The sequence below is a fragment of the Peribacillus cavernae genome (genome assembly GCF_003989135.1).
Classification (GTDB): Bacteria; Bacillota; Bacilli; order Bacillales; family DSM-1321; genus Peribacillus; species Peribacillus cavernae.
In genome coordinates this window covers 21,102-42,802 of sequence record NZ_RYZZ01000022.1, presented here as the reverse complement: position 1 = coordinate 42,802, position 21,701 = coordinate 21,102, and the positions used below count along the sequence as shown (strand labels likewise).

General features: G+C 42.2%; 19 protein-coding genes, 1 rRNA gene and 2 pseudogenes. 5 read left to right on the top strand and 17 right to left on the bottom strand.

Going from position 1 to position 21,701, the window contains the following annotated elements; translation table 11 throughout:
- The 8 genes from ELQ35_RS15370 to sppA all read right to left on the bottom strand — a co-directional run.
- Nucleotides 1–96: ribosomal RNA gene (locus ELQ35_RS15370) — 16S ribosomal RNA — on the bottom strand; the annotation flags it as partial.
- A gap of 396 nt (nucleotides 97–492) precedes the next feature.
- Nucleotides 493–1,683 carry an acetate kinase gene (locus ELQ35_RS15365; RefSeq protein WP_126865756.1) on the bottom strand — a complete coding sequence of 397 codons (1,191 nt, stop codon included), beginning with the start codon at nucleotides 1,681–1,683 and terminating at the stop codon, nucleotides 493–495.
- Nucleotides 1,684–1,718: 35 nt separating this feature from the next.
- Complete coding sequence (locus ELQ35_RS15360) at nucleotides 1,719–2,705, bottom strand: class I SAM-dependent methyltransferase (protein WP_126865754.1); 987 nt, start codon at nucleotides 2,703–2,705, stop codon at nucleotides 1,719–1,721.
- 180 nt (nucleotides 2,706–2,885) lie between these two features.
- Nucleotides 2,886–3,386, bottom strand: a complete 501-nt coding sequence (gene tpx, locus ELQ35_RS15355) for a thiol peroxidase (protein WP_126865753.1) — start codon at nucleotides 3,384–3,386, stop codon at nucleotides 2,886–2,888.
- A 147-nt stretch (nucleotides 3,387–3,533) separates the two neighbouring features.
- On the bottom strand, nucleotides 3,534–4,025 hold the full coding sequence (ytfJ, locus tag ELQ35_RS15350; RefSeq protein ID WP_126865752.1) for a GerW family sporulation protein: 492 nt from the start codon (nucleotides 4,023–4,025) through the stop codon (nucleotides 3,534–3,536).
- Between the two features lie 16 nt (nucleotides 4,026–4,041).
- Nucleotides 4,042–4,722, bottom strand: coding sequence for a DUF2953 domain-containing protein (locus ELQ35_RS15345; RefSeq protein WP_126865751.1), 681 nt, complete (start codon nucleotides 4,720–4,722; stop codon nucleotides 4,042–4,044).
- An 84-nt stretch (nucleotides 4,723–4,806) separates the two neighbouring features.
- Nucleotides 4,807–5,379 carry an RDD family protein gene (locus tag ELQ35_RS15340; RefSeq protein ID WP_126865749.1) on the bottom strand — a complete coding sequence of 191 codons (573 nt, stop codon included), beginning with the start codon at nucleotides 5,377–5,379 and terminating at the stop codon, nucleotides 4,807–4,809.
- A 12-nt stretch (nucleotides 5,380–5,391) separates the two neighbouring features.
- The gene (sppA, locus tag ELQ35_RS15335; protein ID WP_126865747.1) at nucleotides 5,392–6,399 is read right to left on the bottom strand and encodes a signal peptide peptidase SppA; all 1,008 of its coding nucleotides are present in this window, start codon (nucleotides 6,397–6,399) and stop codon (nucleotides 5,392–5,394) included.
- A 154-nt stretch (nucleotides 6,400–6,553) separates the two neighbouring features.
- Between sppA and ELQ35_RS15330 the strand changes: the two are divergent.
- Nucleotides 6,554–7,353, top strand: a pseudogene (locus tag ELQ35_RS15330) (NAD kinase).
- Nucleotides 7,354–7,416: 63 nt separating this feature from the next.
- Here ELQ35_RS15330 and ELQ35_RS15325 read toward each other — a convergent pair.
- The 6 genes from ELQ35_RS15325 to ezrA form a co-directional block, all read right to left on the bottom strand.
- Entirely contained in the window at nucleotides 7,417–9,051 is a 1,635-nt protein-coding gene (locus ELQ35_RS15325; RefSeq protein WP_246026090.1) for an amidohydrolase, read from the bottom strand.
- Nucleotides 9,052–9,106: 55 nt separating this feature from the next.
- Complete coding sequence (gene mbcS / locus ELQ35_RS15320) at nucleotides 9,107–10,702, bottom strand: acyl-CoA synthetase MbcS (protein ID WP_126865743.1); 1,596 nt, start codon at nucleotides 10,700–10,702, stop codon at nucleotides 9,107–9,109.
- A gap of 170 nt (nucleotides 10,703–10,872) precedes the next feature.
- Entirely contained in the window at nucleotides 10,873–11,067 is a 195-nt protein-coding gene (locus tag ELQ35_RS15315; RefSeq protein WP_126865741.1) for an alpha/beta-type small acid-soluble spore protein, read from the bottom strand.
- A 108-nt stretch (nucleotides 11,068–11,175) separates the two neighbouring features.
- Nucleotides 11,176–12,390 carry a tRNA uracil 4-sulfurtransferase ThiI gene (gene thiI / locus ELQ35_RS15310; protein ID WP_185861791.1) on the bottom strand — a complete coding sequence of 405 codons (1,215 nt, stop codon included), beginning with the start codon at nucleotides 12,388–12,390 and terminating at the stop codon, nucleotides 11,176–11,178.
- Between the two features lie 5 nt (nucleotides 12,391–12,395).
- Entirely contained in the window at nucleotides 12,396–13,535 is a 1,140-nt protein-coding gene (locus tag ELQ35_RS15305) for a cysteine desulfurase family protein (protein ID WP_126865738.1), read from the bottom strand.
- Nucleotides 13,536–13,692: 157 nt separating this feature from the next.
- The gene (gene ezrA, locus ELQ35_RS15300) at nucleotides 13,693–15,387 is read right to left on the bottom strand and encodes a septation ring formation regulator EzrA (RefSeq protein ID WP_126865736.1); all 1,695 of its coding nucleotides are present in this window, start codon (nucleotides 15,385–15,387) and stop codon (nucleotides 13,693–13,695) included.
- Between the two features lie 286 nt (nucleotides 15,388–15,673).
- Here ezrA and hisJ point away from each other — a divergent pair, with 286 nt between their 5' ends.
- Nucleotides 15,674–16,513, top strand: a complete 840-nt coding sequence (hisJ, locus tag ELQ35_RS15295; RefSeq protein WP_126865734.1) for a histidinol-phosphatase HisJ — start codon at nucleotides 15,674–15,676, stop codon at nucleotides 16,511–16,513.
- Here the strand turns inward: hisJ and refZ are convergent.
- Nucleotides 16,495–17,151 carry a forespore capture DNA-binding protein RefZ gene (gene refZ, locus ELQ35_RS15290; RefSeq protein WP_185861790.1) on the bottom strand — a complete coding sequence of 219 codons (657 nt, stop codon included), beginning with the start codon at nucleotides 17,149–17,151 and terminating at the stop codon, nucleotides 16,495–16,497. The two genes, hisJ and refZ, sit on opposite strands and share 19 nt — an antisense overlap.
- A gap of 154 nt (nucleotides 17,152–17,305) precedes the next feature.
- Here refZ and ELQ35_RS15285 point away from each other — a divergent pair, with 154 nt between their 5' ends.
- The gene (locus tag ELQ35_RS15285; protein ID WP_126865730.1) at nucleotides 17,306–17,785 is read left to right on the top strand and encodes a GAF domain-containing protein; all 480 of its coding nucleotides are present in this window, start codon (nucleotides 17,306–17,308) and stop codon (nucleotides 17,783–17,785) included.
- Between the two features lie 50 nt (nucleotides 17,786–17,835).
- A complete protein-coding gene (locus ELQ35_RS15280; protein ID WP_126865728.1) occupies nucleotides 17,836–18,588 on the top strand; it encodes an SDR family NAD(P)-dependent oxidoreductase in 753 nt (250 codons plus the stop codon).
- A 192-nt stretch (nucleotides 18,589–18,780) separates the two neighbouring features.
- Here ELQ35_RS15280 and ELQ35_RS15275 read toward each other — a convergent pair whose 3' ends face one another.
- Nucleotides 18,781–18,981, bottom strand: coding sequence for a cold-shock protein (locus tag ELQ35_RS15275; RefSeq protein ID WP_090991097.1), 201 nt, complete (start codon nucleotides 18,979–18,981; stop codon nucleotides 18,781–18,783).
- 305 nt (nucleotides 18,982–19,286) lie between these two features.
- Here ELQ35_RS15275 and ELQ35_RS15270 point away from each other — a divergent pair.
- Nucleotides 19,287–19,418: pseudogene (locus ELQ35_RS15270) on the top strand (DUF3934 domain-containing protein); the annotation flags it as partial.
- Between the two features lie 43 nt (nucleotides 19,419–19,461).
- Here ELQ35_RS15270 and ELQ35_RS15265 read toward each other — a convergent pair.
- Nucleotides 19,462–21,330 carry a sensor domain-containing diguanylate cyclase gene (locus ELQ35_RS15265; protein WP_126865726.1) on the bottom strand — a complete coding sequence of 623 codons (1,869 nt, stop codon included), beginning with the start codon at nucleotides 21,328–21,330 and terminating at the stop codon, nucleotides 19,462–19,464.
- Nucleotides 21,331–21,701: the final 371 nt, after the last annotated feature.

Here is a 21,701-nt window from a genome sequence, read left to right as displayed (position 1 = left end):
GATTTTCAGGAGCAAGCTCCCGAAAATCCGCTCGACTTGCATGTATTAGGCACGCCGCCAGCGTTCGTCCTGAGCCAGGATCAAACTCTCCGAAGAAATGTTTTGACGCACATGGATGTGCTAACATCGGCGTTGTCACAGGACGTGACGAACTTAGCCGATGATCCTTAACTCTTGCTTTTTTGAAGTGTTTGCTCACTTTTAAAATTAACGTTGGCGCTTTGTTTTGTTCAGTTTTCAAAGAGCAATTTCTTACAGCTTCTTTTGGAAGCAACTTTTTAATCTTATCATATCTTCGATTAGTTGTCAACTTCTGCGAAGTTTATAAGTTGTGTTAAGTCACTGCATTTCAGCGACTAACTTAGCTTACTCCTTTTTTAAAAAGAAGTCAATAGTTTTTTTGAAATCAACTTTAAATTGATTTTAAACACGCTCCTGCAGTTACTAAACTAGAATAATACCCTTTTTTAAGGTTAAAAGGCACTCACATAATTATATATTGGTTAAACGGCCCACATCACGTGCAATCATAACCTCTTCATTTGTCGGAATGATCATAACTTTAACCGGTGAATGCGGATAACTGATAAAGGTTTCTTCTCCTCTGCTCTTATTAAGAGCAGGATCCCAGTAGACTCCCATGAATTCGAGACCGCGCAATACTCTTGAGCGAATCGTTTCACTGTTTTCGCCAATGCCAGCTGTAAAAATAATTGCATCTACACCACTCATCCGCGCAGCATATGAGCCAATGTATTTATGGATTCTATTTGCGAATACTTCCAATGCCAATTCGGCACGCTCATTTCCCTGGTTGGCCTCGATTTCAATATCCCTGAGATCGCTTGAGAAGCCCGAAATGGCGAGCATTCCACTTTTCTTGTTAAGTACGTCAAGAACCTCATCAGCCGTTTTCCCTGTCTTCTCCATAATATACGGGATTAAAGCAGGATCAATATTACCCGAGCGTGTCCCCATCGTTACACCCGCAAGCGGAGTGAACCCCATGGATGTATCAATGGATCTTCCGCCTTCAATTGCCGCGATGCTCACACCATTTCCTATATGGCAGGAAAGCAGGCGAAGCTGCTCAAGCGGCCGGTTAAGCATTTCCGCAGCTCTTTGTGATACGTACTTATGAGAGGTTCCGTGGAAGCCATATTTTCTAATTCCGTATTTTTCGTAATATTCGTAGGGCAAGCTGTAAAGGTAAGAAGAACCAGGCATCGTCTGGTGGAATGCCGTATCAAAAACAGCCACTGCCGGAATACTCGGAAGGATTTGTTTGAAAGCTTTAATTCCGGTTAAATTGGCTGGATTGTGCAACGGAGCCAGCTCAGACAATTCTTCGATCTGGGAGATTATTTCATCCGTAATTACTGTGGAATCATTGAATACTTCACCGCCATGGACGACACGGTGGCCGATTCCATCAATTTCATTATAGGATGTAATGATTTGGTGTTTTAATAGCTTTTCCAATAATAGCTTAACCGCCACTCCATGATTCAGTATATCAGTCGTCTCTGTGATTTTTTCACCGTCAACCGTTATCATGAAAATGGCGTCTTTCAACCCGATTCTTTCAACAAGACCTTTTGTAATCACTTCCTCAGCCGGCATTTCAAATAATTGAAACTTTAAAGAGGAACTGCCTGCATTGATGGCAATAACTTTTGACATATTCCCGCTCCTATTCTTTATGCTAATACGATCAATCACTTTTCCTCTTTAAACCAAGCATCAATCTTGTTCATCACCGATTCGGTCGCCCTTCGATCAGAAAGTTTAGGAAGATCGACCAACAATGCATTTTTCGGTGGAGTTACACCTTCTTTAGTCTTTTGAAGTATTAAAATACTTTTTGCGGCCGCTTCACTCTTAAACATCGATAATGGAAGCTGCACCATCCCCTGAATATGGGTCGTTTTTTTCAAATAATCATTGAGCTTTGAGGCTTCTTCTGATAAAAATAACCCGTTCGGGATAATAAAGAATAAGTATCCTCCGGGTTTCACATGCGTAATGCTTTGCTCGATGAATAAATGGTGTGAAAAAGAATGGCCTTCGTCCGCTGCCAATTCATAATCTGCAGCCCTTACATCGTTTGGATAATATCCGACAGGCAAGTCACTTACAGCTATATCCGCCGGGTCGATGAACAATGGCTCAAGGCTGTCCTGGTTAAAGAACTGTACCGAATGTTCCTGCAGGTTAGCACCTGAGTATGAAAGTCTTATCAGCGTCTCATCTATATCCACACCATAAGCAGAAATCCGTTTGTCCGATAAATGATTGAGGATGGTAAATAGCAAATTCCCTGTTCCTGCGGCTGGATCGATCATCGACAATTCGTAATTATTATTTGTGAATTTCCCGATTAAATAACTTACAAACATTCCCACTGCATCTGGCGTCATTTGATGATTCGGCTGAATATTTTCTTTCATTCCTTTTAATATGGCAAGCTGGAATGCCTTGCGGATATCTTCTTTAGAGTATTTCTCAAGCGAAAACTCATGATATTGTCTGGATAATCTTTTTCTTGAAAGCTCACTTACTTCCTCCTGAACCACATTTCCATGAAAGAAGTTCTCGCCCGTTTCGCCTAGTGCGTCAAGGTAAGTACAAGCCAACTCTTCCTGAAGGATAAGTGCTGTTTCGTCAAATTTATGAAATAATTCTTCAATTGGGGTAAAATTCACTCAAAATTCCTCCTGTTTGTTTCTTTAAACCATTTTAAAGGTCTGACGACCAAGAGACAAGTACGAAGCTTCTTCGGGGACGTGGAGAAGAAGGGCAAATGAAATGGTCCGGCAGCTCCTGACAGGCTACCGGTAAAGGCAGCTTTGTGTCAGGGCAGCAGGACCATAAGAAGCTGGCGCTTATTTTGCGGATTTTGCTGCTTCGATTGCTGCTTCATAATTAGGATGTGTTGTGCCTTCGCTAACATATTCGGCATATACCACTTTATCGCTGCTATCAACAACAAACACAGAACGGGCCAATAAACGAAGTTCTTGCATGACTACTCCATATGCTTCGCCGAAAGACAAGTCACGGTGATCGGATAGAACCTGGACGTTGTCAAGGCCGCTAGCGGCACACCAGCGTTTTTGTGCGAACGGAAGATCAACGCTGATCGTTAACACTTGTACATTTCCAAGGTTTGAAACGTCTTCATTGAAACGCCTTGTTTGCGCATCACATACACCAGTATCAATCGATGGTACGACGCTGATAATTCGTACAGTTCCTTTGCTGTCGCTTAATTTCACCTCAGAAAGATCATTAGCGAGAACCGTGAAATCAGGTGCCTGATCGCCAGCTTTTACTTCATTTCCAATCAAAGTGACCGGGTTATTAATAAATGTTACGGATGCCATAAAAAATCCTCCTTTATAATTAAATATGTACAGCGTTAATCATATGGCCTCAGCAAGGTTTTTGCAATTATTTTACCCACAAAACAAAAAAGAGGAGAAAGATATTTCCCCCCTCTCCGCATTTCCCAATAATTACCTTACATCCAATTAAAAATCAAAATCCTGGGTATTGTTATTTCTTTCTGAATTCTGATTAAAGTTTCCCCGTTCCGAATTTTGGCGATTCTTTGATTGATTAGGAGATTGTTTTGGATTGCCTTTTTTTGAAAGCATGCCTTGAATTTTATCGACAAGGGAAGGAGCTGTATCAAGGACTTTCTCAAGCAAGTGGGTGCCCTGGTCGAGGTGGAGCATTTTAACTCCCTGTGAACCTACGATCAAGAAAGCGATCGGGGTAATCGATACGCCTCCCCCGCTTCCTCCGCCAAAAGGCTGCTTGGACTGTTGACCCGGTTGATTGCCGTTAAGTGTAAATTCGCTCCCGCCAGCTACGAAACCAAAGCCTACTTTGGAAACCGTTAATATCACACTTCCATCAGGGGTTTCAACGGGATCCCCGATGATTGTATTTACATCTACCATTTCTTTAAGATTTTCCATCGCTGCAGACATTAAGCCTTGAATGGGATGATCTGACATCTGCAATTCCTCCAGTCTAAATGGATTGGTTGTCCGAATCGTTATATAATCCTGTGTTATATTTTATTTTTTCGCCATTCCAATAACGAAGTAGTTTTATTCGTGCCCATATAGCTTCTCCGATTCGGACCTGGAATATACAAGTAAGTGACGTATAAAAAACAGCCCGCCCAAAGTCTGGAGTCACGGAATAGGAAGGAGGCTTTTTGAAACGCAAATATGTGCTTAACAACCCGATGATCGAACCTTTTATTCCCAGGCAGCCCCCGGTCAGCATTCCTGTATAAACGGCATCGCCTGTTCCTGCAAGGCTATGCCACCGAAAATTTTTTACTTTTACTTTGTGTAAAAAATCCCTGGAAATTCGATGGAAGCCGGCAATATGCTCAATAAGCATGTTCAGGTCCTCAAAGCTGGTTAGGATATCCCCCCAGGAAACATCACCGGTGGTTTCGTTTTTTCCCCCTTCATCCGTGCCCATTTCAGTTTGGACAACGTTTGTCTGGGAATCATCGTCGAGCTTACTGATTGGGACAGCTATTGTATAGCGCAATATCCCTAACCATGCGCGAAATTTAATATAGAAATCGTCACCATCCTGTTGATGATGATAGTGGATTTTTATTTTCACTTTTGTAAAAAAAAGCAGAAGAATTAGTGCCAGAAGCAAGACCGGTATTACCAACAACCACTTCATTGGCTCCACACCCTTTCAACCTGCCATTATCGGCTTCTGGAAAAAAAATAAACCTGCCAGGTGAAAATACTGGCAGGTTGTGTTTTATCTTTTATCCAATATCACGGTCGTATCTGCAAAAATGTCATGCAGGCCCTGTTTCTTTGGTAATAATCCAACAATGATGTAGCCGACGATTGTAGTCTTTGAAATGAATCTGCCGATAAACTCCCTGAAAACGATCGTTCCCCATGTGAGCCTTTCTTCTTTTAAGCTGACGACCTTCAAACCAAAGATCATCTTCCCAAGTGTTTTCTTTAAAAATTTCGTCATCAAGATAAAATACAGATAAAAAATGATGGAGGTGCAAATCGCTTCAGGCGAGAACCAGCCAGGATCGGATGAAAGATCCAAAGCCTTAAAAATCGGTTTGACAATAATCCGATTAATGCTGCCAACAATGATTATATCTGTTAGATAAGCCCAAAAGCGCATCCAAAAACCAGCGTATGGCAATACTTGTTCTTTTCCCTTTATCGAAGGCGCCACATTTTCACCAGTATCATCAATGGCAGGCAGTTTATTTTCTTCTGCATGATAACGGACAGTACTGTTTTTCTTTGCCGTGTCGCTTGATTCTAGTAATTCATCCTGTGCGTATTCGTTTCTCTCGGTCATTTGCCCATCCCCCTACTCAGCATACAAATACATTGGGCGAGGAGAATTTGGCTGGGAAAGCAATTTAACTAAACTCGCCGTTTCAAGATCTTTGCCCATGACCTTTTGGGCACCCATGCTGAACAGGGATCCTAGGCCAGCATCATCTGTATATCTGACAATCTGGGCGTCCGGGCTGTTTATTTTCTTTTTCATGGCGTCAGTAACATCTTCTAAATGGCCAAATTCATCAATTAAGTGTACTTCCTTAGCCTGGCGTCCATCATAGATTCTGCCGTCAGCAAGCTTTCTGACTTCAGATTCCGGCATGCCACGTCCATCGGCAATGATTTTAACAAATTGATCATAGGAATTGTTGATCATCGTTTGAAGGATCTTACGTTCTTCCTTTGTCATATCACGATTAGGGCTCATGATATCCTTGTATGGGCCGCTTTTAATCGTGACAAACTCGACGCCGTATTTCTTGGCAAGCTCTTCATAGTTATAGCCTTGCATGATAACGCCGAGGGAGCCTGTCATCGTTTCCGGGCTGGCATAAATCTTGTCGGCGGGTGCTGAAATATAATATCCGCCTGAGGCTGCCGTCGAGCCCATCGAGACATATACCGGTTTTTTCGTATCTTTTTGGATTTCCTTGATTTTATCGTAAATTTCCGCGCTTTCGACAACTCCGCCGCCTGGGGAGTTAATACGGAGGACGATTCCCTTGATATCACGATCTTCCTTCGCCATTTGGAGCTTATCCATGAAGGCCCGATGATTGTAGCCTCCTGCACTCGTTAATGGATTGGCCTCTCCGGTATCCTGAATTACTCCGTCCACTTCAAATACGGCAATCCTATTAAATTCATCGTCACCGTCGATTACTTCTTCGACAAATGCCTGGTCCGTTGCAAACATTTCATTAAAAATGTCTTCCGTGTCGGCAAAGAAAAGCGATGTGGCAATACTGGTACCGACTGATACAAAAAATAGTGCAGCTGCAATTCCAAGCGCAGCCCAGCGTTTCCCATTCATTCCCGTTCCCCCTCAAGGTATGTGTGTCTGTAATATGTACGTTTACATTTCAAAAATGTTTCGGGTAATGATAAACTAATTACACATTTCTATATTGTAACAAACTATTTTCTTTTTAGGAAAGAAAATACAGATAAAGGGAAGAGGAATCAGAATGACAAACCGTAGAAATATTTATTTCTTTTATAAAAAGTCAGCCGGGCTCACAGAAAAAGTCCAGCATTTATCGCATTTGGCCCAACGTTATTCATATAATATCGTGAAGGATTTCAAAGAAGCTAATATTATTGTCAGCGTTGGCGGAGATGGCACGTTCCTGCAAGCTGTCAGGAAAACCGGCTATAGGGAAGATTGTTTATATGCAGGAATATCGACAACTGGAAATTTGAATATGTATTGTGATTTCCACTTGGATGATACGAGCAAGATGATTGATTCAATGACAATGGAACAAATTGAGGTACGCAGATATCCGACCATTGAAATTAAACTGGACGAACAGCCGCCTTTTTATGCATTGAATGAATTGAGCCTGCGATCATCCGTCATTAAGACTTTGGTTTTGGACCTTTTCATTGACGACCTTCATTTTGAAACCTTCCGGGGCGACGGAATCATTGTGGCGACACCGACCGGCAACACTGCCTATAATAAATCTGTCAATGGATCAATTGTTGACCCGACCCTTCCTTGCTTTCAAGTGAGCGAGCTGGCTTCGCTGAACAATAATACATATCGTACGCTTGGCTCATCATTTATCCTTGGGACAGACCGCACGCTCACGATCCTTCTTGGCCAAGACGGGAACAACCACCCGATCATCGGGCTCGATAATGAAGCGATGAGTGACAGGACTTCCACAAAATAGAAGTATGCTTAAGCGGAAAAGAAATAAAAACAGTAAAATTAAGAGATAACTCATTCTGGGAAAAGGTCAGAAGGACATTTTTGTAAGAGGGGGAAAAACCCCTTCTTTTTCATTTGTAGGTTTCATCCCCTGAGTCCCCTCCTTTATTTCTATAGTTTTTTTATTAAGATTGAAGTTTCTTCCCCTTGAAAGACAACTTGATCATTAATAACCGTCATCACTGCCTTATTATCCAACAGGGCATCTGTACTTTTTGAAAAAATATCTGTTTCGAGGATCGTAAAATCGGCATCAAAGCCTTTTCTAATCTGCCCTCTTCTATTTTCACAGCCAATGGCAAATGCACTTCCCTTTGTATAGAGAGAAACGGCCTCGTACATCGATAAACGCTGTTCTTCCCCATATATGGTTCTTTCTGGGTCACTGGGTTTCATCCTTGTAACGGCAGCATGGATGCCCAGTAACGGATTCGCAAGCTCAATCGGGGCATCAGATCCGCCGGCACAGGGGATGCCCATTTCCAGATACGTTCTCCAGGCATAGGAAAATTCCATATACGTTTTCCCTACCTTCTCTTCTACCCATGGAAAATCTGATGGGACAAATCCTGGCTGAATATCGAAAATGACAGGCAAGAGCCTTGCCCGGTCCAACAGATCTTTCCTCATAATCTGGGCATGAATTAACCGGTCTCTCAGTCCTTTTCGGGGAGGGAGTTTCTCGATCGCATTCAGAACATATTCGAAAGCGAGGTCGCCAATGGCGTGGACGGCAACCGGCATCTCATGACTCCTGGCTTTTTTCACTAGAGCATATAGCTCTTCCTGGGTAAAAGTGGCGACGCCTTGGGTTCCCGGATTGTCTGCATATGGCTTGCTTAACAGTGCCGTATTTCCTCCCAGGGACCCATCTGCGAAAACCTTCATCCCGTCAAACACGGCGAATGCTGTTCCGGCGCCATATTTATAGCCCCCTTTTCGCATATCATCCATCACTTCATGATGAACCAGTAAATTGGCCCGAAAAGTCAGTCCCTCCCTCTCAATTACGGATACGAAAGCATCATATGTAGACTGAAAACCATTATAATAATTCAAATCTTCTGTATGGCCGCCTGTAAGTCCAAGACGGTAGCAATCTTTGATGGCGGTACGGAGAGCAGCTTCGACATAAGCCTGTGTGATCCCTGGGAGCTTTGATGTGATGAATTCCATAGCCGGATTTTCCTTGAACAACCCATTCAGTTTTCCATTCTTATAGCGGCCAATCACTCCGCCCGACGGCTCTTTAATATCAGTGGAGATTTCAGATTCCAATAAAGCTCGTGTATTCACAACCATTGCATGGCGGCAGATCCTTTTTAAGATAAGTGGATGTTCTGTTGAAATGCCATCCAGCTCATCCCGCAAAATCAACTCCGGATTGGTCCATTCATTCTCATTCCATCCTTCCGCAACAATCCATTCTCCTTTTGGTGTTGCTTCACACTTTTGAGCTACTGCCTCCAGGACCTCTTCCCGGCTTTTCATCTGGGAAATATCCAGCCTCATTATGCGTTCCCCGTGCCCCACCAGATGCATATGGCTGTCAACCAGTCCGGGAATCATTGTAGTACCCTTTAGATCTATCTCTCTGGTTATCCTCGCTTGATGAACGTTCCTCAAATATTCAGGTGAACCAGCATCGATAATTTTCCCTTTTTCTGTCAGTACAGCCTGGACCGTCTCGTTTTCTTGTTCCAAAGTATAGATAAGCCCATTATGCCAAATGGTTCCCACTTTCATTGCACTCCTTTTTCACATCTCAATACAAATGAATCAACCAATATATAAAATCGGCCTACTTCATTTCATTTTGTTTGACTATTTGTTCTTCCTGATTGCGCAAATCAACTCTGCGGATCTTACCCGAAGTTGTTTTAGGCAGTTCCTCTAAAAATTCAATCTTTCTGGGATACTTATACGCGGCAGTCAATTCCTTTACATGGTCCTGCAGTTCTTTGACCAGGGAAGGATCTGCAGGATCAACGCTCTCCTGCAAGACAATAAATGCTTTGACGATATGCCCGCGTTCTTCATCAGGACTTGCCACAACCGCACATTCCTTAACGAAAAGATGCTTTACGAGCGCATCCTCAACCTCAAAGGGACCGATCGTATAGCCCGAACTGATAATAATGTCATCACTGCGCCCTTCAAACCAGAAGTAGCCATCTTCATCCTTTTTCGCTTTGTCCCCGGTTATATAATAGTCGCCTCTAAACTGCATGGCGGTCCGCTCGGGGTCTTTATAATAATGTGTAAAAAGGGCAGGTGTATCAATGTGGACCGCGATATCACCCACTTCGCCTGTTTTACATATTTTCCCCTCATCATTGACGATTTCGACACGGTTGCCTGGTGTCGGCATGCCCATGGAACCTGGTTTGATTTCCATACCCTTCACAACACCCACCAGCAGCGTATTTTCTGTCTGGCCATATCCATCGCGGACTTCGATATCAAAGTATTTCCTGAAGGTATCAATCACTTCCCTGTTTAAAGGCTCACCTGCTGACACCGCGCTATGGAGATGCGGAAGACTGTATTCAGCTAAGTTATCCACCTTTGCCATTAATCGGTATTCAGTCGGTGTACAGCACAAGACATTTACATTATAGCTTGCGAGAAGTTCCAGATATTTCTTCGGTTCAAACTTGCCTTTGTAAACCAATCCGGTCGCTCCCGAACCCAACACGGATAAAAACGGGCTCCAAATCCACTTTTGCCACCCCGGACCGGCAGTTGCCCAGACGACATCCCCTTCATTGATGCCAAGCCAATACGATGCAGCCGTTTTCAAGTGAGCGAAAGCCCATCCGTGGGTATGGACGACTCCCTTGGGATTTCCGGTCGTTCCCGACGTATAAGACAGGAAAGCCATATCGTTGCTTTTCGTATCAGCAATCGCAAGTTCATCCGATGCTTGTTTCATTTCATCCTCAAGAGTCAGCCAGCCTTCCACTTGCTTTCCGACCGAAAATTTTATCAAACCCTCTGCCTCTTTCACATCCGTAAATTGGTCTGTGTATAGGTGGTAGCAGATAATGCCTTTTACCTCTCCATGTGTGATCCGGTACTGAATGTCCTTTGAACGCAGCATTTCGGAGCTAGGAATTACTACCATCCCCACTTTCAAGGCCGAAATATATACCTGGTATGCTTCAATCAATCGGGGTATGATCACTAATACTGTGTCCCCTTTTTGCAGGCCGGCTTTACGAAAAGAGTTTCCAATTTTATTAGCGTTTTTGATTAACTCTGAATATGTAATTTCTTTTTTATCCCCGGCTTCATCCTCCCATTTCAGGGCAAGCTGGGTCGAATCCTTTGTAAACCTTTCCATTTCACTTACTAAGTTGTATTTATCTGGAGCCAGTAAATCTTCGCGCTTCATTTCATTTCCCCCTCGCGTGTCGATAAATTAATTATACAAAAAAATGATAACATTTAAAATTATTTACACAGTCGCCAACCGTATTACAAATATAAATAAAAGGGCAAGACTTGCCAAAAAAAATAAAAGAAGCGGGATAAACCCGCTTCCTGCAGCCATAGTATATTTTATTATCTTTGAGATCCGCCTAGTTGTTGTTCAGCCATTTGGACTAAACGTTTTGTGATTTCTCCTCCAACAGAACCGTTAGCGCGAGAAGTTGTTTCAGCACCAAGTTGAACTCCGAATTCAGTAGCGATTTCGTATTTCATTTGGTCAAGAGCTTGTTGTACACCTGGGACTACTAATTGATTGTTGTTCGGCATGTGTTTTTCACCTCCTTTGTGATTATAGAATGTGTAAAAACACATGGCCGTATTCATATATAAACATTGGTAATGTTAAGCAGATTTAAAAAATGACGCGGTATATTTTTAGAATAGATTCTCCAATTCTTCAAGATCACTTTTCCGGCCCTTCACTCCGCTAACTGTCAAGATTTCCGTTTTCTGGACTGCCTCATCAATCAGGGCATCAAAATCGACAAAACTTTCGTAAAAGGCAACCTTTTCACGGCGGGGTTTTGTTTTCGGGCTCGCAGGGGTGAACACAGTACAACAGTCTTCATAAGGTCGATTAGAGATTTCAAGCGTATTGAGGTCCCTGGCCATCCCGATGATATCTGTTTTATCGATTGTGATTAATGGGCGCAAAATGGGCGTATTAGTCACTTCATTAATTGCATACATGCTGCTTAATGTCTGGCTTGCAACCTGGCCAAGGCTTTCGCCTGTAATGATCGCCATCGCTTCCTGCCTTTCCCTGATTTTATCTGCAATCCTGAGCATTAACCTGCGCGTGGAGGTCATTGTGTAATTTTCAGGGATTTGCTTTTGGATCAGCAGCTGTATCTCGGTAAATGGAACAATATGAAGTTTCATGCTTCCACTCACTTCAGCAAGCTTTTCGGCAAGATCGACTGTCTTTTGTCTGGAACGTTCGCTTGTGAATGGAGGGCTGTAAAAATGAATGCATTCTATTTCAAGGCCGCGCTTCATCGAGAGGAACCCAGCCACCGGGCTGTCGATACCACCGGATAGCATCAGCATCGCTTTACCGCTCGAACCAAGCGGCAATCCACCGGCACCCGGTATCACTTCTCCAGTTAAATATATAGCCTCCCTCCTGACTTCGACCCGAAGGTTAAAATCGGGCTTTTTCACATCAACTGTGATTCCCTCTGTATTTTCCAATAGATGGCCGCCGAGGATATGGTTCAACTCATCCGTATTGTAAGGAAAATCTTTATCGGATCTTTTGGTTGTAATTTTAAAGGTGGAAACTTTCTCTGACAGCTGTTCAAAATAGTAAACGGCGGCACTTTTTATTTCCTCGATGTCTTTACCGACTTTTAAAGCGGGACTAAGTGACTGGATCCCAAAAACCCCTTTTAACCGTTCAATAATATCCTGAGGATCCTCCCCGTATAATAAAATATACATTCTTTCCCGGTTCGCAGACAGCTTTGCATTGCTGAATTCCTCCAGCACCCATCTAATATTGGCCTTCAGTTTATCAACAAAGCCTTTGCGATTTCGTTTTTTGGTGGAAATTTCTCCATAACGGATGATAATATGATCGAATTTCATCAAGCTTACCTCATTACTTTTTGTAGTTTATTTATGGTCTCTCTTATTAATTCAATCGCCATTTCAGCTTCCTCAGGCTCATTTTGATAAGACAAACTGATTCGTATGACGCTCTCTGCCCGGACAAGATCTGCGAACATCGCCATGACCGTCTTGCTTGGTGACTTTTTTTTCGAGGAACAAGCACTAGTCGTTGAAACAAACAAGTCCTCCTCCTCAAGCGAATGGACGAACACTTCCGATTTCACTCCAGGTATGGAAAAATTAACAATATGCGGTGCGCCGTCATTCGGGCTGTTTACTTCAACCCCTTCGATATGTTGAAGGCCATTCCATATTATTTCGCGGATTGTTCTCAGTTTATCAATATCTGTTTGTAGTTTTTCCATGGCTATTCTAAGCGCTTTGGCGAGGGCGACTGCTCCAGCAACATTTTCGGTCCCGCTCCTGATTTTTGACTCCTGGCTCCCTCCAGAGAACAACGGAGAAACTTTGACTCCCTCCCGAATATAAATGGCCCCGGTACCTTTCAAGCCATGAAACTTATGTCCGGAAATCGTACATAGATCGACACCTGTTCGCTTTAAATCGAGCGGAACCTTGCCGACCCCTTGTACATGGTCAACATGGAAGAGGATATTGTGAAAGCCTGAAAGTATTTCCCCCATTTTTTCAATCGGCTGGATAGCACCTGTTTCATTGTTGACATGCATTGCAGAAACTAAAATCGTATCTTTTCTGATGGCCTTCTTTAGATCGTCCAAATTGATTTTCCCGGTTTCGTTTACCGGAAGATACGTAATCTCATAGCCTGTGTCCTGTAAATACATGCATGCATCCATGACGGAAGCATGCTCAATGGCTGTTGTAATAATATGCTTTCCTTTACCCGAATTGGCGTGCGCCGCTCCTTTAATGGCAAGATTATTGCCTTCTGTCCCCCCGGAAGTAAAATAAATCTCCGAACTCTTTACTTCCAAGAGCTCTGCGATTTGCTTCCGGGCCTGAAGAAGCAGATTTTCCGCCCTGGCGCCAATCCCGTGTATAGATGAAGGATTGCCAAAGTATTCAGTTGAGACTGTTATGAAGGAATCGATTACCTCCGGATATGGTTTTGTTGTGGCACTGTTGTCAAAATAAATCATGGTCTCACCTTCCATGTTTTCACTCAGGTTTGTTAACTTCTAATAATAACATACTTCGGCTCATTCAAAAATTCAACATAACCCCAGTACAATGCTTTCTCTTCTTCTAGAACAAACAAAAAGAGCCGGGTCATATCTACCAGCTCTCGTTGTTAGACTATAAAAGAACTTCTTCAAGATTCGCTTCCAGTTTCTTCAAGCTTCCCGGGTCTACTTTCTCAATGACCGAAGCTGCTGCTTCAAGCGCTCCCTCATACTCATAGCTGCGGAACTTTTCTTCTGCGTCTTTCAGGCCGGCCGCCACAACAGGATATTGGCTGCGGTACCTGTTTCCAAATTGGATAAGTTTCTCGGCGAGAAACATTTGCTCAACCAGTTCTCTTGTGCGGTCACGAAGCCCATTCACAGTAGAAACGGCCTTTTCCAGATAAATTTGGACAGACGCCATATCCAAAGGCTTTTCCTCCAATTTATTCTGAACATCGTCCAGGCTTTCCCTGGCTTCAAAGATATGTGATCTGTATTCCTCAGGCACCCCCGGTATATTACTTTTTGCAATCATTCTGCTTGTATCGGACATTTTCTTTTTGAGATCCTTTAATGTGTCACGCACTTCCATTTCATCCTTGCGCAAAGCCTGGAGTTTTCCAGAAAAAAGCTTTTGCTCATCTTTCAGGGCTTTAATCTGCACTTCCATTCCCTGCATTTCTTCACTAAGGGCAGAATGGGCATCGATGTTTTCCTCCATCCTGCCGCGCAGGAGATTGTAGCGTTTGGAGATTTGGGAAATTTGTTTTTCCAGCTTTCGCTGGGCCTCCAATTCGCTCTCTGTTAAGTGATAGCTATGCTGTACAACTGCCGTTTCGGCTTTGAGTTTATCATTTTCATATTCAAGCCCTGTAATATCTTCGGCTAGCAGTTCATCATTCTTCTGGATATATTGCTTAGAATATACTTCCTTTTCAAGCAGTTCGTAAAGAACATTGACACTTTCGACGATTTCCTTTAGCCCCAGTTCGACTTCCGCTATTTCCGCTTTTTCCAGATGCTCTGCGAATAAGCCTAATTCGCTTTCGATCCTTGCTGTTTCCCTTTCAAACTGGATATGGTCCAGGGAATAGCCCTGGCTGACCATTTCTTGGTACCCTTCCTTCAGTTCCTCGATTTGTGATGGCAGTGATGACTGGCTTTCCACTAAAAGCTTTGGAATCCATTCCATTTTTGCTTCAATGCCGGTTAACATAGCTTTGATTGATAACACCAATTCCCGAGCGTTCAAATAGTTTCCATTTTCCGTGGCATTCTCATATTGCTGAAGGATTTCAAGAATTTCGTCCAGCAGCATTTCCAATCTTCCAGCCGCTTTTCCATAGGAATGGCGGTGAGCGAGCAATGATTTTTTTGCAGAGCGGTACGTCTCTTTCAATTCTTCAATTTCAACCCTGTTCTTTTCCTCGCTTCCGACAAGCTCGTTTAATTCCGACAGGATCTTTTGAATCGTCTCTTCAATCTCATTTAATTTCGAAATGATTTTATCCTGTACTTCTTTAGATTTAGCAAAACGGTATTTGTCCACATATTCTTCCGCATCGAATAAAAGTTCCTCCACATCGGGCATATGGACGGTAATGATCGCATCCCATTCATTGCGCCATTTCTCGAACATTTCTTCTGTTTCACCCGTCATATTAAGCTGTTTTACCTTGGAGAGCTCCTCTAAAACAGGGCGGTTCATGATTTCAATCTTCCATGCCTCAAGCCGGTCAATTTCCTTAAAGTGCTTTTTCTTGAAAAAGTAGCCCCATATAATAAAAGCTAAAATAATTACGAATATACCAAGTATGTATTCCATCATATGCCCCCTCTAAGCCGAAACAAAATCACCAATCTATATAAAATATGTTCACGCCTCACAGGCAGCTCTAATCTGGTTCCGGCAGATAATCCAGGGATAAACTGTCTGTAAAAGTCCATTCAATTCAGTTTGCACTATGCCGGGAGTGATTACATTTTCCTCCCGAATGAATTTTACTAGATAAATGTCCATTTCAATGCTTTTATGATACCATGTTAGCAATCATTTTTAACTAGAAAAATGAATTTTTTTGTAGAAATTAGGATTAGAGGGGGTTTTTAAGTTGAAATACGATGGCCATGTTCACAGTCTATTCTGTCCGCACGGTTCACCGGACTTATTTGAGGAATATATAGGGAAGGCAATAGAGTTAGGAATCGAAGAAATATCATTTACCGAGCATGCCCCTTTGCCTGACGGGTTTTTTGATCCTACTCCCGAAAAAGACAGCGGCATGGATTCCGACCAGCTGCATGCATACATAGAACAGCTGCATTCCTTGAAGACATCCTATCGTAGTCAAATAAAAATCAATATAGGTCTTGAGGTTGATTTTATTGAGGGGTTTGAAGCGCAAACAAAAAAATTCCTCGATGAAACAGGCCCTCTCCTTGATGATAGCATCCTTTCTGTTCATTTCATCAAAGAGAAAGATAAATGGCACTGCCTGGATTTCAGTGCGGAGATGTTTGGCGAGATTTCAAGACAGATTGGTTCTGTCGAAGCAGTCCATGAGCGCTACTATTCTACCGTTAAAAAATCAATACATGCGGACCTTGGCGATTATAAGCCTGTCAGAATCGGCCACATCACCCTTGTACATAAGTTCCAGAAGCAATTCCCAATTTCAATAAGCTTTGATGAACGGGTCATTGTGTTGCTTGATGATATCCATCGTAAAAATTACGCTCTCGATTATAATGGAGCAGGCGCTACCAAACCGCTTTGCGGCGAGCCATATCCCCCGGAGAGGTTCATCCGCCACGCTGTTCAATTGGGCATCCCGCTCGTTTATGGATCAGATGCCCATCAGGCAAAGGATTTGGGGCAGGGATATGAATCGCTAAGACACACCCATTTATTAACATCACCTATGCAAAATGTCTACAATAATAAAAGCTGATGGTTATCCTGTTTTTTCTCGTGATTGAATGGACAAAACAGGGTCGCCTGGAGGAAACGGCTTACCTGTTCGGCATATTTTTCGGTGTAGTATGTCTCCTGCGGAAAGACATGAAGAACTTCCCTTGCATACTGTGAATGAGCGATGGGTGCGTTAAGCATTCCTTTCAGCTGCAGAATATACATGGGTACAGAAATATTCTCAAACTCATTTTGTTCAATCCCATATTCAAGGATAAGCTGAAAGAAATATTTCTCTTTCATTAAATAGGTAGAGAAGATTTCTCGATTGAGACTGGAATCCAGCAAGACTTCACCATAAATAAAACTGGACGCAAGGAAGTTCTTTCTTTGAAAGCTAAGAATGTCATAAACCATGTCCAACAGACAATCCGCTGCCCCCTTTTCCTCTAAGTCTGCAGCGTTTTTGTCTAACACGCGTACATATTCTTCAAAGTAAGAAATAAAACAATATTCTAGCAATCCCTGTTTATTTTTGAAATAATAGGCGATATTAGCCGTGTTCACTTGGGCCTTGCCGGCAATATCCCTGATCGAAGTGGCGTGAAAACCTTTCAAGTGAAATAGATAAAGCGCTGCATCCAAAATCGATTGTTTTGTTTGTGTCTGACGATTCACACCTATCCCCTCGCTTTTTGGTGAGACAAGTCTCTTTTTTGTTTTATTCTTTTTTTATCCTGATTATCCTCTTATTATTTCTCGACAAGTTCCTTATACTTGTCTAATATCATTGGGATAGCTGTAAATTCATGAAAAAGCAAGGTGAATGACTATGTTTAATGTCGAATTATATAAAGGGAGCAAAGAGGAAAAGTACAGGCTTGTTCTTAAACAGCTGGCTGCGTTGATTGAAGGCGAAACGAACAGGATTGCCAATTTAAGTAATGCCGCTGCTCTTTTAAATCAATTTTTGGAAAACGTCAACTGGGTCGGTTTTTATTTAGTGGAAGGCAACGGGTTGGTGCTTGGGCCATTTCAAGGAATGCCAGCCTGTATAAGAATTCCGCTCGGAAGGGGCGTTTGCGGTACATCCGCAGCTGAAAAGCGAACCCTGCTCGTGGAAGATGTCCATCAATTTCCGGGACATATTGCCTGCGACGCCGCTTCACAATCGGAAATCGTTATCCCGATTATCAAAGACAGCGACTTAATTGGTGTGTTAGACATCGACAGCCCGAACAAAAACCGCTTTGATGAAACGGATCGAAGAATGCTTGAAAAATTTGTAGAGGTTCTTGCAAAGCATTTGTAAAACGAAAAGAGTTTTTAAAAAATTACATCGAGAAAATGGAGGTCCTATCTATGGAACCATTACACAATAAAGTCGCAATTGTAACAGGCAGCAGCAGAGGTATCGGTGCCGCCACAGCCATTTTGTTAGCAAGAGCAGGAGCAGATGTCGTCATCAATTATCACAGCTCTGAGAAAGACGCTTTGAACGTGCTTGCTGAGGTAGAATCAGTCGGACGAAAAGGGAAGATTGTACAGGCGGACGTCAGAAATACCGAAGATGTTAAAAAGTTAGTCGATCAGACTGTTAGCGAATTTGGCAAGGTTGATATCCTCATAAACAACGCAAATATCAATTTTGCGCACAAGCCCTTCATGGAAATGAGTTGGGACGAGTTCTCTTCCAAGCTAAATAATGAAATGAGTTCAGCCTTCTATTTATGCCAGGAAGTGGTTCCTCATATGGAGAAGCAAGGCGGAGGAAAAATTGTCTTGATATCCAGTGGATTATCACGGACACCATCTCCAGGATTTATTGCCCATGGCACCGCCAAGGCCGCAATTGCCACCTTTGCAAAATATTTAGCACAAGAATTAGGTCCTAAAAACATTGCAACCAATGTAATCTCTCCAGGCCTCGTCTTAACGGATGCAACAAAAAACCAACCATCCGAGGTTCATGAAATGCTTAAAAACCTAACACCGCTGCAACGCCTGGCAGCACCAGAAGATATCGCCGGAGCCATTTTGAGTTTGGTAGCTGGCTGGAACAACTATATCAATGGTGCCTATATACCCGTTAATGGCGGGAATGATATGAGTTGATTTTTTGTTTTTTTAGGGTGCATGAGCGAAAGCCTGAGACGTAAGTGAACGCACACAGAAATCGGGAGTTAAAACTGCTTCACTTACCTGTATCCACTTCCCCTACTTGAAAGCTGAGTAGGGGTCCATTGTTTTAGACAAATAAAAAACCAGACTCTAATTAAAAAGTCTGGTTTGTATATGTTGTCAATATTAAGCTTTTTGAACATTTGTAGCTTGGGGTCCACGTTGACCTTGTTCTACATCAAAAGTTACTTTTTGACCTTCGTCTAATGATTTGAAGCCTTCACTTTGGATAGCAGAGAAGTGTACGAATACGTCGTCTCCATCTTCACGCTCGATAAATCCAAAACCCTTATCTGCATTAAACCATTTAACTGTACCTTGTTCCATTTTTGTTGCCTCCTAGTGTGAAAACACACAATGTATTACTATCCCTGCCCAAAGTGATCATTAAGACGAAAAGTTAAAACTTATACAATCCTTTACACCGAACAAAAATAATTCTTCTTTATGTTAACATGAAATGATAAGAATAGCAAATTCCTTTCACAAAGGTAAAATAAAACTTATCTTTAATTTTGTACTTATTGAATATAATATTGTATATTTCATACTTGGTTAATAACCATGTAAGATGGATAAAACTAATCAACGATAGGTAACTCAACATATAATAATTATGGAGTGATTTTTTTATGAGTAAAGCTAAAGGTAAAGGCGGAACAGGTAGAGGGACAGACAAGAAGGGTTGGAACCGATGGAAAGCTAGTGAAAACAAAGCAAAGAGTGCCAAACCTTATACAAGCAAAGGTGTTAAAAAAACGGATGCCGTAAAACCAGCAATCATTTTATTCACCTTTGCTTCTTCCACTAGCGATTTTGAACAAGTACTTTATTCTTTCCGCTATTTTTTGCAAGGTACAATGCTTCATCAGCACGTTTGAACAGGGCTTTAGCATTATCAATACTATCCCTTTTCCAGTAGGATACCCCGCAGGAAATCGTGACTTTCGGTTTTGACAGCTCGCTGACTTTCTCCAACAGACGCTGGGCTATGTTCACGCCCACCTGAAGTGGGACTCTTGGTAAGTAGATGGCCAATTCCTCTCCGCCCCATCTCGCTCCAATATCCGTTTCGCGAATATTGCCGTGCATCAGTTTCGCAACCTGGATCAATATCTCGTCCCCAACCTGATGGCCGTATGTATCGTTCACTTTTTTGAAATCATCGATATCAATTAGGATAAACGCTCCTTCTTCATCCTCCTCCATGGACTGGTAGATTTTCTCATCAAGATAGTTGCGTGAATATAGCCTTGTCAGGTGATCTGTAATGACCAACTTTTCAAGCTCTTCTCGCAACATGGAGTTTGCCAGGGCGAGACTTGAATGGTGAATTAAGGATTGCAGCAGTTTGAACATTTCAAAGGAAAAATAGTAAGGCTCTTTATGGAGCACGACAGCAAAGCCCCGCAGGGAGTTGCTCTGCAGCATCGGGACCGCCATTAATGAACGGTATCTCATCTTCACATCAACACTTTGAAGGTGTACATCTCCGATAAATAAGGATTCCTGATCGATATCCATTCTTTCCTTTGAGTAGCGGATATATTGCTCTGATTCTTTTGTTTGGAAAAAAGCAGAGCTTCCTGTCAGGGGCTTTGCATCGCCACTGGGCAGGAGAAAAATAAAGCCGGTTTCCTGCGCATCGAAGGACTTAATGATCTGTTCCTTCATATAAGTGATGGTTTCGCTTAGACGAAGGTTTGAATTTAAGCGGTGTGATGTTTCATTTATAAGCTGTAAATCAGATATCAGTCTTTTGGATTGTTGATACAGCTGTGCATTTTCAAGTGCGCTGCCTGCTGTATTTGCCAACAGTGTAATGAACTCCACTTCATTTTCGGGAAAAACGAGTGAATTGGGAGCAATGACCTGCAAAACGCCATAAATCCCCTGCTTTCCTCTAAGGGGGGCATACAGTACTGATTTTTTCTCGGTTAGTGAATTTTCGAATTGGATTGTACCGGTCACATATGCCTGCATAGCCGCAACATTTTCGCTGTCGTATTCCAAATCTTTTATGGGTAGGTTTTCATGATTGTTATTGTCATGCGAAAGCATCAAATAATAAACGAAGGATGGGTAGACTTCCTGCAGGGTGTCAATGATTTCCCCCAGCACAGCGTCCATGCTCATGGAAGAGTGAAATTTCTCTGTAACCTTAAATAATTGTTTGTGCCTTTTTTCTTCCATTACAACCTTGTAGATATTTAAGGCAGTTTCGAGAAGCTTGGTGCATTCTTTTGTCAGCAGTTCTCCTGTTTCTGCCCCGATGCTTGAAAGGGATCCCGGGACCTTTTCCTTTACAGCAACAAGTCCAGTTACCTTTTGTTCCTCTTTCAGAGGCAAAATCAGCTGATAATTCTTAAACTCCCGGAATGGATAATCGTTATAGTAATAATTTCTTCCGGCTGCCCTTTCAAGATTCAGGTATAATGTTTTAGAATCATAGTCCGGCTCAATCAAGTCCGAATCAGTAGAAGCCTCTATAAATAAATGCTGTTTCCAATCATCACACTTAAACAATGTTACTTCTTTCACTTCAAGAAACCGTTTAATCTCGGCAAGCATGGTGCGGACGAATTGATCATATTGAATGTTCCCGTTCTCCAGCTCCATATGATCGAAAAAAATCGACCTTAAATTATATAGCAATTGAATTTGTTGGTGTTCCATCTCTATCATCCCTATAAGTTGTTGCTATCATGTCAATCGCAAGTCTCATTGAAAGAGGGCGATCAGATATAAATAGGTAGCTCCCTCCATTATAAACCTTGGAAAATAAAAATTCTCCAAATATTTGTGTTTATTTCGACTAATTTGTTAATTTTTTCTTATTCATAAGACTAAGGTCACTATTTATATGCTTTATCTTTTATTTAGTTTTAAGAATTCCTTGACTCAAAAGTTTGTAGATTATATAATATTATTTGTGTAAAATATTGCAGCCTATTGTGTTGGCTTTTATGTTTTCATTTTGTTCCTCTAACTAATCAGATTTTTTTTGAACATAGATTAGTGTCTAGCTCCAGCGCCCAGCCCCTCGA